The sequence below is a fragment of the Cohnella sp. LGH genome (assembly GCF_017671885.1).
GTDB classification, from domain to species: Bacteria; Bacillota; Bacilli; order Paenibacillales; family Paenibacillaceae; genus Cohnella; species Cohnella phaseoli.
Genome location: NZ_CP072117.1, coordinates 5211384 through 5224651, shown reverse-complemented (window position 1 = coordinate 5224651; position 13268 = coordinate 5211384). Strand labels below are relative to the sequence as shown.

The following is a 13268-nucleotide window of genomic DNA, read 5'->3' as shown; positions in this document are numbered from 1 at the left end:
ACCTCCTGGGGGCCTTATCCTGACCCTTAATGACCCTTAATGTTCCCGATTGCCTGGGAATCGAACTTTTACTGCGGATTTATCTATTTGCACACACAAGTTTACGCAGGGAAGTTAGTCGGAAAATCGTACAACGCAGCTCGAATCGGGCTTGAAATAAAAATATTTGTTCGAAAAGTCGTACAAAGCAACTCGAATCGGGCTCAAACCATGGAAGTTTGTAGGGAAAACCGTATAAGTTGACCAAAATCAACGGTTGCAGGCCATGATTAGCCTGGAGACTGCCTCATACGCTCCTGAAATACCTTGCATCGGGTTTACCCGTTCAGATTTCAGGAGCGTATAGCATCTTTTATCGATTCGGAGCGGACACGGTCAGACCTTCGCGAAGCGAGACGGGAATGACCAGTTGCTCCAGCACCGACGGATCGCGAATGACTCTCAGAAGCAGATTGACGGCTTCGGTCCCCATCCATTCGATATTTTGCTCAATCCACGTGAAGTAATCGCCGTGCATATCGCGGATTTGCGGATTGTCGAAGCAGATAATCGAGAGCTCCTCGGGAATCTTTCTCCCCAGACGTTCGGCCGCCCGGGCCGCGCATATTGCGATTTGCGGAGAGAAAGCGAATATGGCGGTAATATCGGGCTCCTGCTGAAGCCAATCGAACACTTCATCGTTGATGCTTTGTTCGTCCTGGAAGGAAACGTCGTCGAACTGGGTCAGCCAATAGCGATGCTGCAATGGAAGACGATTCTGCTTGGCGGCGCCCAAATAGCCGCTGAAGCGGTCTTCGGAGCTGGAAGTTTTGGATTTGGTAAAAGAAACGATCCCGATATTCTTGTGGCCGCGCTGCGCCAAATAATCCGTTCCGACGAATCCTCCTTGCTGGTTATCCGAAAAGACGGCGTTCGTCTTAATGCCGGGCAAGTACCGGTCGACAAGCACGAACGGGAACTGTTCCGATTTCAGCTTGAGAATTTCCTCGCTGTAGGCTTCGCCGTCCACCGGAAAAATGATCAATCCCTCGGCGCCTTCGGCGATCATCTCCCGGATCGCCAGCCGTTCCTCCAACTGGGTCAACACCGACTTTACCATCAGGACGAGACCTTCCTCGCGGCACACCTCTTCTATCCCCCGAAGCAGCTGAATGCTTAGCATATCTCCGAGCTGAGGCATCAAAAATCCGATTTTGGTCTTGGGCGTATAAACGGATTCCTCCTCCTGCGGCAGGCCGTGCGATTCTTCCGAAGAAACGAACGAGCCTTTTCCGGCCACACGATAGATCAAACCTTCGTCCACCAAATGTCTTAGCGCCGATTTGATCGTGATTCGGCTGACTTGGAATTTATTCGTTAAATCCGTCTCCGTCGGAATCTGATCTCCAGGCTTAAGGACGCCGCTTTCGATTTGGTTTTTGATATACTCCCGGATCTGGATATAAAGAGGAGCTTTTTTCTCCTTCTCTCCCATAATGCCCTCCACTGAACACTCGTTCTTTTTAAAATGTTATATTTGTTATGTAATAATAACATATAAAGAGCTGGAAATGCAATTTGATTAAGGAGCTAAGCATGATTCATCCTATTTAACTATTCCTGTACTCAATCCTATTCCTCTTTTTAAGAAAAAAATGATTCTATTCGAGTGATTGACTCATGACATTTTAAATTGTAATATGATAAATGGAGTAAATGTACTATTTGTAATGGGTGGTTGGTTTGGACCGAGTTGGTTCGAAATCCTTTATATAACGGAGGTGACACGGAAAGGCGAAACAGGAAATTAAAATAACGAAACATCCAATCCGCACGCGGAAAAGTCTTTTCCAGATCAAAAGGGGAGGCAACAAAAGTGAAAAACGGAAAAAAGTTTGGATTTAGATTAGGTTTGATGGCGCTGACATTCTCTCTCGTGCTAGGCGCCTGTTCCAGCAACGGCGGATCAAGCTCCGGTAACGCGACGGCGACTTCTTCCGGATCGTCGGGCAACGGACCGGTTACTTTGACCGTATGGGGAAGTCCGAGCCTGTCCTTGCCGAATAACGAGAACTTGTCCACTCCGGAGGAAATCGAAAAAAATCAAGACATTTACGCTTACATTCAAGCGGAGATGGAGAAGAAGTTTCCGGGAATCAAGATCGAGTATGTCAACAAGGGGTGGGCGGACGAACTGCGGCAAAACCTGATGGTCTCCGTCATGGCCGGCAATCCGCCGGACGTCTCCTTCGGCGAGGAATTCATTCCCGAATTCGCTAAAATGCATGCGCTTTCAGAAGTGCCGGAGGAATATACGAAAGATTTGGTTCCGGGTCCAATGGCCGCGGCGAAGTTCGACGGGAAAAATTACGGCGTATCCGGCATGACGGGCATTTTCGCTCTGATGTACAACAAAGACGTCATGAAGAAGGCCGGACTCGATCCGAACGCGCCGCCGAAAACGTGGAACGAATGGCTGGAGATGTCCCGGAAAATTACGGAGGCGGGCAAAGGCGAGTATTACGGTTCGGTCGTACAGACGACGGGGCTCGGAGGGACGTTCCGCATCGCGCCGTTCATGCGTCAGCTCGGAGGCGACTTGACGACGCCGGATTGGCAGCAGGTGACGTTCGATACTCCGGAAAACGCGAAAGCGTTGGCTTTCCTGAAAGAGCTGTCGAAAACCGCGCCTTCCGGATCGACTGCGCTCAACGACGAAGGCGCTTTATACAATATGGTTCACCACGGGAAAGCGGCGTTCGGCGTGGCGGGGCCTTGGCACATTTCCTGGTCCGCGACAGAGAATTGCGATTGCGGCTTCGTTCCGCTGCCGGTGCCGGATGGCGGGAAACGCGCCAACGTGATCGTGGGCAACACGATCTGGTTCGTGCTGAAGCAATCGAAAAATCAAGAGGCGGGAATGGAATATTTGCGAATCATCGCCAGCCAGGGGTATCAAGAAAAATACGCGCTTGCTTCCGGCAGAATGCCGTCGAATAAATTGGCGGGCTCCAACGCCGAGTTGATCAAAGCCATTCCGCAGTTGGCCGTCTACGCCGAGATCGTGGAGAACGAGGAGGCCGGTCCGCTTCCCGTCTATGCCAAGAACGGTCCGAAGGTGTGGGAGGCTTGGCATAAAGCGCAAGAATCGGTGCTCGTTGGCGACAAGCCGATCGAAGCGTCGTTGGCCGAAGCGCAGAAGACGGCCGAGGATCTGTTGAAATAACGACGGAAAAGGGGCTGTCTCCTAAGTAAAGTCACAAAAGATTAACGATAAAAAAGTGCATATATCTCCTGGAGACATAGTCACGGACCCACAACGTTTCTAATTTATTGCAAATTGAACTTTTACGGCGGATCAATTTGCACACAAGAGTTTATGCAGGGAAGTTAGTCGGAAAACCGTACAAAGCTGCTCGGCTCAGGCTTAAACGGCGGACGTTTGTTCGAAAAATCGTACAAAGCTGCTCGGCTCAGGCTCAAACGACGAACGTTTGTAGGAAAAACCGAATAAATCAACCAAGATCATGGATTGTATGCCACTAAAGCGTCTTCAACGATTATACGGTTAACTTCTAAGAATTATCTGGAAGTGTTGTAGGTCCATCATGGCCTGGAGACTGCCTCATACGCTCCTGAAATCCCATTATAACGAGTTTACCCATTTAATTTCAGGAGCGTATAGTCTATCGATCATCTTTTCGTGTTGCTCTTATCACATATGAGACAGTCCTTACCAAAACTATCGGGAGGAGCATGATCATGAAAGTAAATCTCATCGGCGCCGGGAACATCGCCGACTATCACGCCCGGTCTATCAAATCTTTGGGCTACGAGCTGGGCGTCGTTGCGGACGGCAACGAGCAAGCGGCCAGACGCTTCGCTGAAAAGTACGATTGCCGCTGGACGGCGGATACGACCCTGTTGCTGTCGGAGCAAGCCGATCTGGTGACCGTGGCCGTTCCGAACGCCTATCACTTCGAAGTAGCCAAGGCGGCCGTTAACGCAGGCCACGCCGTGCTTTGCGAAAAGCCAATGACCCGTTCGGCGGAAAACTCTCGGGAATTGGCGGAACTGGTTCGCAAGTCCGGGAACCCGTTCTTCGTCGGCTACATGAAGCGGGTACATCCGACGGCGCGCAAGTTCAAGGAGTATGCCCGGCGGATCGGGACGATGCGAAGCGGCTTGGTGCGCGTTTTCCATCCGATGCCCGAAGCCAGTTGGACGATCATCGCCGACCAGCTTGCGAAATCGTCGAAATCGACGATGGACGGCGTATTCGTCAATTCCGGCAGTCATATGCTGGATCTGCTGCTTCATTTCGCGGGACCGGTCAGAAGGGTGCTGGCGGCGCGGATGCAATACCGGGACGGCTGTTATCCGAACGTGGACGCCATGACCCACGCGTTGATCGAGATGGAGAACGGCGCTACCGTGACTGTAGAATGCGGGTGGCTACCGCTGTCCGGAGTCGGTCGAAGAGAGAACGGCTGGGACGAACTTCTCGAGCTTCGCGGCGATTCCGGGTTGGCTACACTGCATACGACCTGGTGGGAGCGCCCGCAATTCGAATCGCCGGTTGCCGAAATCTGGGACGAAGCGCTTCGGACGAGAGAGAGCTTCAACGCGGGAATGATTGATAACTTCGAAGAGGAATACCGCTTGATCCGCGCGGCGCTGTCCGGAGAGGACGTCCCGCTCGCCACGGCGGAAGAAGCTTGCGCCGTGGATACGCTTATAGACGACATTTTCGCGGCCGCGCGTCGAAGCGAGATCTGACGGGAAGGAAGGGGAAACGAACCATGAAGACGAGAAGCGCCTATCTGAGATCGCCTTGGCAATGCGAGCTGCGGGAGGTCGACTTGCCCGACGACGTTCCGGACGGTTATGCGCTGATCCGGGTCGAGGCTTGCGGGATCTGCGGTACGGATCTGAGCAACGCGGAAAGTCAGCTGGAGGATTGGCAACCGTTCGGGCACGAGATCGCCGGCGTAATCGATAAGCTGGGCACGCATGCGGGCGGCTTGAAGATCGGGGACAAGGTCGTGCTGGAATCGGCGAGCTATTGCGGGAAATGCGAGCTGTGTCGCAGCGGCAGAGTGGACTTGTGCAACAAAGCGCCGCATTTCTGGAATGCCGGCCCCTCCCTGGGCTTCAGCGATTATTTGCTCGCTCCGGTTTGCGGAATCGTCCCCTACGAGGGGATGACGCCCGAGACGGCATGTCTGGCCGAGCCGGCCGGAGTCGCGTACGACATGGTCAAAACGGCGGAGATCGAACACGGCAACCGGGTGTGCGTCATCGGTCCGGGACCGATCGGCCTGATGGCGATCCCGATCGCGCTGCGAAGCGGCGCGGACCAAGTCGTCTGCATCGGGCGCCCGGGCAACCGGGCGAGATTGGAGGCGGCCGCGAAGCTAGGCGCGGAGACGCTGGCCGCCGACCGTCCGTGGACGGAGTACGAGGAACTGCGAGGACGCTTCGACCGCGTGCTTCTGACGGCGCCGGTACAGACGATTCCGGAAGCGATCCCGCTGCTAGCTTACGGAGGCATTCTCTCTTATATCGGAATCGGGACGGGATCGGGCATGATCCGGTTCGACGCCAACGATTTTCATTACCGCAAGCTGCAGCTGCGGGCGAGCTTCGCCAGCCCGGCGCTTTATTATCCGATTGTGCTCAAGATGCTCAAGAGCGGCGCGATTCCCGCGGATACGATCATCTCCCATCGTCTGCCGCTGAACGAGATCGGCAGGGCGATGAAGCTTTGCCGGGAAGACAAGGGAGAGACGGTCAAAGTCGTCGTTACGCCTTAACGATTCGATTACAAGGGCGTGTATGCATACTCCGAGGACAGTAGATTTGCATACACGCCCTAGGACGAGAGGGGAAATCCAAGTTGATCACGGGAAAAGTAAAAGCTTTCTTGTACTTGGCATTGGCCGGCATCCTGACGGTTTTGTCGGCGGTATTGCCCGCACCGACCGCGAGCGCGGCCGGAGGCGCGTTTCCGAAAATGGCTTCGGCCGGCTCCGTGTACGTGTACGACCTGCGCAACGATTCGGCGGAGGCGAAGCTTGCGGCCATCGCGCTTCAGGGGCTGGTCAATCAGACCTCCGCGCAAGTCTATGTATTAATAAGAGATACGGATCTCGATCAAAAATGGCTGGACGAAAGCGGCAAGAGCTATTCCGCGGTCACTCTCTTATCGGGCGCTAATCCCGGCTTGCGAACGATGTACAGGGATTATCGGCATACGTTAAGCAAGCTGATCGTCTGGGACGGCGATAAGGATTGGACGTTTAATCTGGCTCTGATGAAGGGGGCCCTGGAGAACGGGCTGTCGGTGACGGACGGATTGAAAACGGCTCTGCTGTCGGAATTCGGAAGCCTGACGGTCGAAGATATCCGCTTGAACTGGACCGACAAGCTCGACGCTTACGACTGGGCGCTTCTGCATCTTATGCCTTCCTTGAACAAGCAGATCGTGTTTTCGGCGGGTCTTCGGACAACGGCCGGCCCACTGGACAATTGGACCGGGCGTCCTTGGACGATTTTCGATTATGCGGTGGCAAGCAAGTCGTTCGTCTTCTATCTGGACCCCCGCGTTCCCGCAGAGAAAGCGAAGATCGTCGAGATCATCCAAGCGGGCGGATATGCGCCGGGAACGTCGGTGCTGGGCTATTCCCCGGACGCGGACGACCTGAACGCGACGACCAATCCTCATGGGGTCGGGTACGTCGTATCCGATTATTTTTCCAACGGCAGCTTCTGGTCCAGCTTCCCCAACCAAACGTACGAACAGCCGGAAGGCGAGGCCGTAGAAGCTCAACCCGGCAAAGTGTACGTCTCGATCACGGCGAGCGACGGAGATAACTGGCAGTACACCCAACAGTTAATCAACCACTTCAATAATTCGTCGGTCGGGCAGGTGCCTGTCGGCATTACGATCGCTCCGACCTTGCAGGAAGCCGGATCGCCGCTATTGGACTATCTCTATTCCCAGGCGGGCGACAATATCGAATTGGTGGCAGGTCCGTCCGGTTACCAGTTTATTTATACGGAAGACTACTCCGCGACGGGTTACGGAACTTGGCTGTCCAAAAACAAGCAATGGTTATCCGACGCGGGCATCCGCACGGTCAACCTGTGGCGCAGCCCCGAGAACAGCCCAAGCCATAAGCAGATGGCGGACAGCTTCGTCGGCTCCGGCATCGCCGGCATCCTGAGGGGAGACGACGCCTCGCGCGTTCACGCCTATCATGGCATCTATACGGTCCCCCAGGGAGATATGATTTTTAATTACGGAGAGATCTACAACGTGCTCAGCAACGTTTCGATCGACGCCAACCAGCCCGTGTTCCGCAATATTTATCCGATTCTCGCCTATTACGGCGTAGATGCGAACGGAGATCCGGCGTTCTTCGACAACGTGAAGGCGGAAGTGGACCGGCTGAACGCGGAATTTCCCGGCAAGTTCGTATTTCTCAAGCCGCAGGACCAAATCGCGACCCTTCGCCAATTGAATACCGACATCCGGGGGATCAGCTTCGACGCGGACGACTCCAACAAGGAACGGACCTACTTTTACGAGGATAACTTCTCTTCGATGGACAACGGTCACCGATTCGCGGACGGTATCGCCAATTGGATCTATAAGTTCGACTTGGCCGACGACGTGAACCATGCCTCGCTTACGATGGACATCGGCGGCGATTACGTCGTGGAAATTTCCAAGGACGGAACGAATTGGGGCAGCGCAGCGCACGCGAACGGCGGGCTCGGCCGAACGATCGATTCGAGCCTTCTGGACGGCTGGCTGGTTAACAATCCGACGAAGACGGTGTACGTCAAGTTCTCGGACGGTAGCTCGCAGAACGGCAACGGGCCAAGTCTGTACCGGCTGACGCTATCGACGGAAATCTCCCAGGCGGATCTGCTGACGCCGAGCTTCGAGGATAACCAGTTTCTCGTTCAAAACACGGGCTCGATCGACGGGAATCACCGTTACGCGGACGGAAATCGGACGTTCGTCTACAAATTCGATCTGGCCGATTCTATCGCCAGCGCGACGTTGACGATGGACATCGCGGGGGATTACGTCGTGGAAATCTCCAAGGACGGAACGAACTGGGGCAGCGCGGCGCACGCGAACGGCGGGCTCGGCCGAACGATCGATTCGAGTCTTCTGGACGGCTGGCTGGTTAACAATCCGACGAAGACGGTGTACGTCAAGTTCTCGGACGGCAGCCCGCAGAACGGCAATGGACCGAGTCTCTACCATCTTATTCTGTCTTCGTAACTTAGAGCGACAGAACCCGTGAGGGACATTTTTTGAAAGCCATCGGAGGGCAAGCACAATGAATCAGCCCCGCTTAGGGTCAACCTCCCGGTTTCGCTTGTCGTTGCGGCGTAACCGGGACGGCGTTATCGGCTACTCGATCCTGTTTCCGGTCCTTCTCGGCTTCGCGATCTTTTCCGTCTTTCCGGCCCTGTTCGTCGTTTATTTGTCTTTCGCGGAATGGAACGGGCTGGAAGGAGGGCCGATCTGGGTAGGACTCAAAAACTACGTTACTTTTTTTAACCAGGGGGATTACTTGGCCTCGCTGGCCAGGGCGGGAGTTTACGGCCTCATCTGCCTGTTTTTTACGACTGTGCTCGGCTTTCTGATCGCGGTCCTTCTCAACCAGAAGGTGATCGGAAGCTCGGCGATCCGTACAATCTGGTATTTGCCGGCGCTCGTTCCGTTCGCCGTCATCTCGCAGATGGCGGTCGCAGTGCTGAATCCCGTTGACGGTCTGCTGAAACAGATGATGGTAAGGTTCGGCATGGAGCCGATCGTCTTCCAGACGAGCGCGCTCTGGATGAGCTTCTGGATCATTCTTCTGACCGTCTGGAAGGGTGTTGGGGGAACGGTCGTCATCTATTTGGCGGGACTTCAAGGAATCGATACGACTTTGTACGAAGCCGCTCGCGTAGACGGGGCAAGTAAAGCGAAAACGCTGTGGCACGTCACGATCCCTTCCTTGCGCCCGATCACGATGTTCGTGCTCGTGACGGGCATCATCGGCAGCTTTCAGATTTTCGAGCCGGTGCAGCTCATCTCGCGCGGCGGGCCGAACGGCGAGACGAACATTATTTTATACCGCATCTATCAGGACGCGTTCCAAGGGTTCAGCTTCGGCATGGCCAGCGCGTCGTCGGTGATGGTGCTGCTTGCGACCTTGGTTTTCACGATCATGCAATATCGGAATTCCAAGCGCGGCATCGTTTAAATGGGAAAGGAGGCGGTATCCATGGCGCGACAACGGTCGTGGCCGGAAAGACTCGCGATCTATGGAGTGCTCGTCGCGGGAAGTTTGATCATGTTTTATCCGTTTTTGTTTCAACTGCTTGCTTCCGTCGGGACGCAGCAGGACTATTATGCGACGCTGGTCGTCCCGCTTCCGACGGAATGGCATTTTGAACGGTATGCCCAAGCGTTGGGAGATCCGCAAATTTTCAGGATGTTCTTCAACACGTTGCTGCGCGGCGTCTGGTTCGTGACGATGACCGCCTTGATTGCGCTGGTCGTCGGATACGTCTTTTCCAAGCTCCGGTTTAAGGGGAGAAACGCCGTATTCCTCCTGCTGCTGACGTTAATGATGATTCCCTCGACGGTGACGTTGATCCCGACATATCTGCTGTTCGCACGATGGCCGCTCGCGGGAGGCAACGGGTGGAACGGACTGGGCGGGCACGGCATGATCGACAGCTGGGGAGCGCTTCTGGTGGGCGGACTGTTCGGCTATATTACGCTATATTGTCTTTTCTTGATGAAACAGATGCTGGACTCGCTCCCATACGAATACGAAGAAGCGGCAAGAGTAGACGGAGCGGGTACATTCCGAAGAATTTTCCTGATCTACCTGCCGATGGTGGTCCCGATTCTGGTCGCGGGCACGATCATTGCCTTCGTCGCGATCTGGAGCGATTACCTGTGGCCGCTCGTGGCCATTCACAGCTTGGACAAACAAACGATCGCCACGGGCGTCGCCTTACTGCTGTCCCGGCAATTCGCCACCGGCCAGGCTCCGGATTATCCGGCGATCTTCGCGCTGTCGACCGTGGCGATGATTCCGCCCGTTCTGGTGTATCTGTGGCTGCAAAAATACTTCGTGCAAGGCTTCGCCATGGTAGGCGTAAAAGGGTAAACAGCGATTGGAGGATTATGCGTGAAATCGATCGATTCAAGACTCAGGAAACTTCTCGGACATGCGCCAAAGCATTATTTTGACGACAAAATCGCTTCCCATCGCGGGTACTGGGGAGAACGGCTAATCTCCCAACTGGTATTCGCCCACGAGCTTTCGAAAGTGCAAGGAGGCCGACACGCCGCCTTGATCGAACGGGCGCTGACCTTTGCGGAGGAAAGGATCGAGGACGAAGGCTTCATTGCCCGGCAAGCGGCCTTGCAGGCTGAGGGATTGCTCGGCGCGCTGGCTCATGAAGCGAAAAGCTACGAGATTCTGTGCGTGGCGCATGCCCATATTGATATGAACTGGATGTGGTCCTGGGACGAGACGGTGTCGATCGTGAGCGATACGTTCAGAACGATGCTGAACTTAATGAACGAGTACCCCGACTTTACTTTTTCGCAATCGCAGGCGTCCATCTACCGGATCGTCGAGAAGCATGCTCCCGATATGCTCGCGGAAATTAAAGAAAGGGTTCGGGAAGGGCGATGGGAGGTGACGGCTTCCCATTGGGTGGAAGCGGACAAAAACATGCCCAGCGGCGAGAGCTTGTCCCGCCATCTGCTATATACAAAGCGTTATCTGGCCCGGCTGTTCGATCTCGACCCTGACGGCTTAAATCTCGATTTCGAGCCGGACACCTTCGGCCACAGCGTTCACGTACCGGAAATTCTGGCGAACGGAGGCGTCGGCTATTACTATCATTGCCGCGGCAACGACGAGCAAGTGTTATACCGCTGGGTGGCACCGTCGGGCAAGTCGGTCATCGCCTACCGCGAGCCGACCTGGTACAACGATTACGCGCAGGCGGCGCTTGGCTCGTACGTCCCGGAAATAGGCCGGCGCACCGGCCTGAAAACGTATTTGAACGTGTACGGGGTCGGTGATCACGGAGGCGGTCCGACCCGGCGGGATTTGGAACGCTTGAAGGACATGAACGACTGGCCGATCTATCCGCGCATCCGCTTTGGCACCTATGCCGAGTATTTTAAGCAGGTCGAATCGATTGCCGACAAGCTGCCGGTCGTCACCGGGGAGCAAAACTTCGTCTTCACCGGCTGCTACACGTCCCAGAGCCGAATCAAGACGGCCAACCGCGCCGGGGAAGCCGCGCTCAACGAAGCGGAGACGTTCGCCTCCGCTGCGTCGGTTGCGACCGGAATCGATTACCCGTCAGCCTCGTTTGAGGAGGCGTGGAGAGACGTGCTGTTCAACCAGTTTCACGACATCCTCCCGGGCTCCGGCGTTCTGGAAACCCGCGAGCATGCACTCGGGCTGTTCCAGAACGCGATGGCGATCGCGGGCACGAACCGCAAGCTGGCGCTCGAAGCGATCGCCGCCTCGATCGATACGTCGGGCTTGGCGGTTGAAGACGATAAGCGGACGATATCGGAAGGAGCCGGAGTCGGCTTCGGAGCCTCCGAATTCAAGCCGACGCAAGTCGAGCGCGGCCGCGGCAGCACGCGGATCGTCCATTTCTTCAATCCTTCCGCGCACGATCGCGAAGAGACGGCGGAAATCGTACTATGGGACTGGAACGAGCCGGGACGCTCGCCGGTCGTCAGGGATAGCGGAGGGAACGAAACGCCGCATCAAGTCGTCGATCAAGGCTTCAACAAATATTGGGGACATCGCTATATGCGGCTGCTCGTCCAAGCCAAAGCGCCTGCTTGCGGCTATAGCACCTATACCGTAAGCGAAGGAGACGAGGCCTGGACCCCGTTTCTGCCGACGGATCCGCGGGTCGACCGCGTCGAGGCGTTCGAGCTGGAGAACGAGCGGCTCCGGGTAACTTTCCACCCCGTGAACGCGACGATCGTCTCGATGATCGACAAAACGACGGGAGAGCAGCTGGTTGACCCGTCCCGCCCCGCGGGCCTGTTCCGACTGATTCAGGAAGATCCCGGCAAAGGGATGAGCTCCTGGTGGGTCGGTCGTTATATGAATGTCTCAAGTGTGCACGAGAACGTCAAATTGAAATGGGGCGGGAAAGGGCCGGTACGGCAGACTTTGCAATACGAGCTCGAATTCGGCCGCTCCAAGCTGAAGGTCGCCGTTTCGCTTGACCGAGGCAGCTCTCGCCTCGATTTCCGGGCGGAGTGCGATTGGCACGAGATCGGCACGGCGGACAGCAGCATCCCCCAGCTCAATTTCCATTGGCCGCTGGGCTACGAATGCGATTCCTACCAGTACGACGTGCCGTTCGGAACGACGGAGCGCAAGCCGCTCGACATGGACGTTCCGGCTAACAGCTGGGCGATCGGCTTGCGCCGGGATTCGGGCAAACCAGGCAAGCCGTCCCTGATGCTCGTCACGAACAACAAATACGGCTTTCGCGGGACCGATCGGTCGTTGTCGCTTTCGTTGATTCGCAGCTCGTACGACCCGGACCCGTATCCGGAGCTCGGCAACCATCATCGGATGAGCTTCGCGATCGATCTCGTCGATCCGACTTCCTCGGTTCGCGAACGAATCGAGAAGGCATACCGGTTTAATCATCCGTTTAGCGCGCTTTCGGGAACGCCGCACCCGGGGGCCTTGGCGCTCGACTCCGGCTTCCTCAAGCTGACGGAAGGCACGGTAGCCGTGTCCGCGGTGAAAATGCCGGAGGAGCGCAAAGGGAAGCGCTGGATCGTGCGCGCGTACGAAACGGACGGACGGCGGACGACCGCTTCGTTGCTCTTGTTCGCTAAGCCTACCGCCGCGTATTTCGTGGATACGAACGAGCGCCGAATCTCGCCCGCGGAGTCCGTATGCTTAGACGACCGTTCCGTGTCGTTCGACGTGGAAGCTTACTCGGCCGCGACGATCTGCGTTGAATTTCAGTAATAAATAGAGAACAGTGACGTCTTCCTATTGGAAGGGGCTGTCTCATAAGCAGAGTTGCTTGAGAAGATCGATTACAAAGAAAGGGTTATCTATCTCCTAGAGACCCGATCATGGCCGTCCTGACTCCCCCACCACCCGAGTGCCGATGTTTTTCTCCATCGACTCGGGTGGATCATTAAGACCGTTACGTATCTGCCTGGCATCGGCTCGAGCAGATCGAATAAG

8 protein-coding genes are annotated in these 13268 nt (G+C 55.7%); 7 read left to right on the top strand and 1 reads right to left on the bottom strand.

The genetic code is table 11. The features are described 5' to 3' along the window. Positions 1–352 precede the first annotated feature (352 nt). On the bottom strand, positions 353–1474 hold the full coding sequence (locus J4772_RS22515; RefSeq protein WP_209071467.1) for a GntR family transcriptional regulator: 1122 nt from the start codon (positions 1472–1474) through the stop codon (positions 353–355). A 381-nt stretch (positions 1475–1855) separates the two neighbouring features. On the opposite strand from J4772_RS22515, the gene J4772_RS22510 reads away from it, so the two are divergent. The 7 genes from J4772_RS22510 to J4772_RS22480 all read left to right on the top strand — a co-directional run bounded on the left by J4772_RS22510 (position 1856) and on the right by J4772_RS22480 (position 13043). Beyond that, positions 1856–3205 carry a sugar ABC transporter substrate-binding protein gene (locus J4772_RS22510; protein WP_116061501.1) on the top strand — a complete coding sequence of 450 codons (1350 nt, stop codon included), beginning with the start codon at positions 1856–1858 and terminating at the stop codon, positions 3203–3205. A gap of 536 nt (positions 3206–3741) precedes the next feature. After that, positions 3742–4758 carry a Gfo/Idh/MocA family protein gene (locus J4772_RS22505; protein ID WP_209071466.1) on the top strand — a complete coding sequence of 339 codons (1017 nt, stop codon included), beginning with the start codon at positions 3742–3744 and terminating at the stop codon, positions 4756–4758. A 23-nt stretch (positions 4759–4781) separates the two neighbouring features. Beyond that, positions 4782–5795: a zinc-dependent alcohol dehydrogenase gene (locus tag J4772_RS22500; protein WP_209071465.1), complete on the top strand. Its 1014-nt coding sequence runs from the start codon at positions 4782–4784 to the stop codon at positions 5793–5795. A gap of 83 nt (positions 5796–5878) precedes the next feature. After that, complete coding sequence (locus J4772_RS22495; protein ID WP_209071464.1) at positions 5879–8281, top strand: GxGYxYP domain-containing protein; 2403 nt, start codon at positions 5879–5881, stop codon at positions 8279–8281. A gap of 58 nt (positions 8282–8339) precedes the next feature. After that, positions 8340–9254: a carbohydrate ABC transporter permease gene (locus tag J4772_RS22490; protein WP_209071463.1), complete on the top strand. Its 915-nt coding sequence runs from the start codon at positions 8340–8342 to the stop codon at positions 9252–9254. A 21-nt stretch (positions 9255–9275) separates the two neighbouring features. After that, positions 9276–10172 carry a carbohydrate ABC transporter permease gene (locus J4772_RS22485; protein ID WP_116061496.1) on the top strand — a complete coding sequence of 299 codons (897 nt, stop codon included), beginning with the start codon at positions 9276–9278 and terminating at the stop codon, positions 10170–10172. Positions 10173–10193: 21 nt separating this feature from the next. Then, entirely contained in the window at positions 10194–13043 is a 2850-nt protein-coding gene (locus tag J4772_RS22480) for an alpha-mannosidase (RefSeq protein ID WP_247740820.1), read from the top strand. Positions 13044–13268: the final 225 nt, after the last annotated feature.

Excerpts from the sequence above, each read along its gene's own strand:
- J4772_RS22490 (WP_209071463.1), top strand. The coding sequence starts at position 8,340 with ATGAATCAGCCCCGCTTAGGGTCAACCTCCCGGTTTCGCTTGTCGTTG.
- J4772_RS22500 (WP_209071465.1), top strand. The coding sequence starts at position 4,782 with ATGAAGACGAGAAGCGCCTATCTGAGATCGCCTTGGCAATGCGAGCTG.
- J4772_RS22485 (WP_116061496.1), top strand. The coding sequence starts at position 9,276 with ATGGCGCGACAACGGTCGTGGCCGGAAAGACTCGCGATCTATGGAGTG.
- J4772_RS22515 (WP_209071467.1), bottom strand. The coding sequence starts at position 1,474 with ATGGGAGAGAAGGAGAAAAAAGCTCCTCTTTATATCCAGATCCGGGAG.
- J4772_RS22505 (WP_209071466.1), top strand. The coding sequence starts at position 3,742 with ATGAAAGTAAATCTCATCGGCGCCGGGAACATCGCCGACTATCACGCC.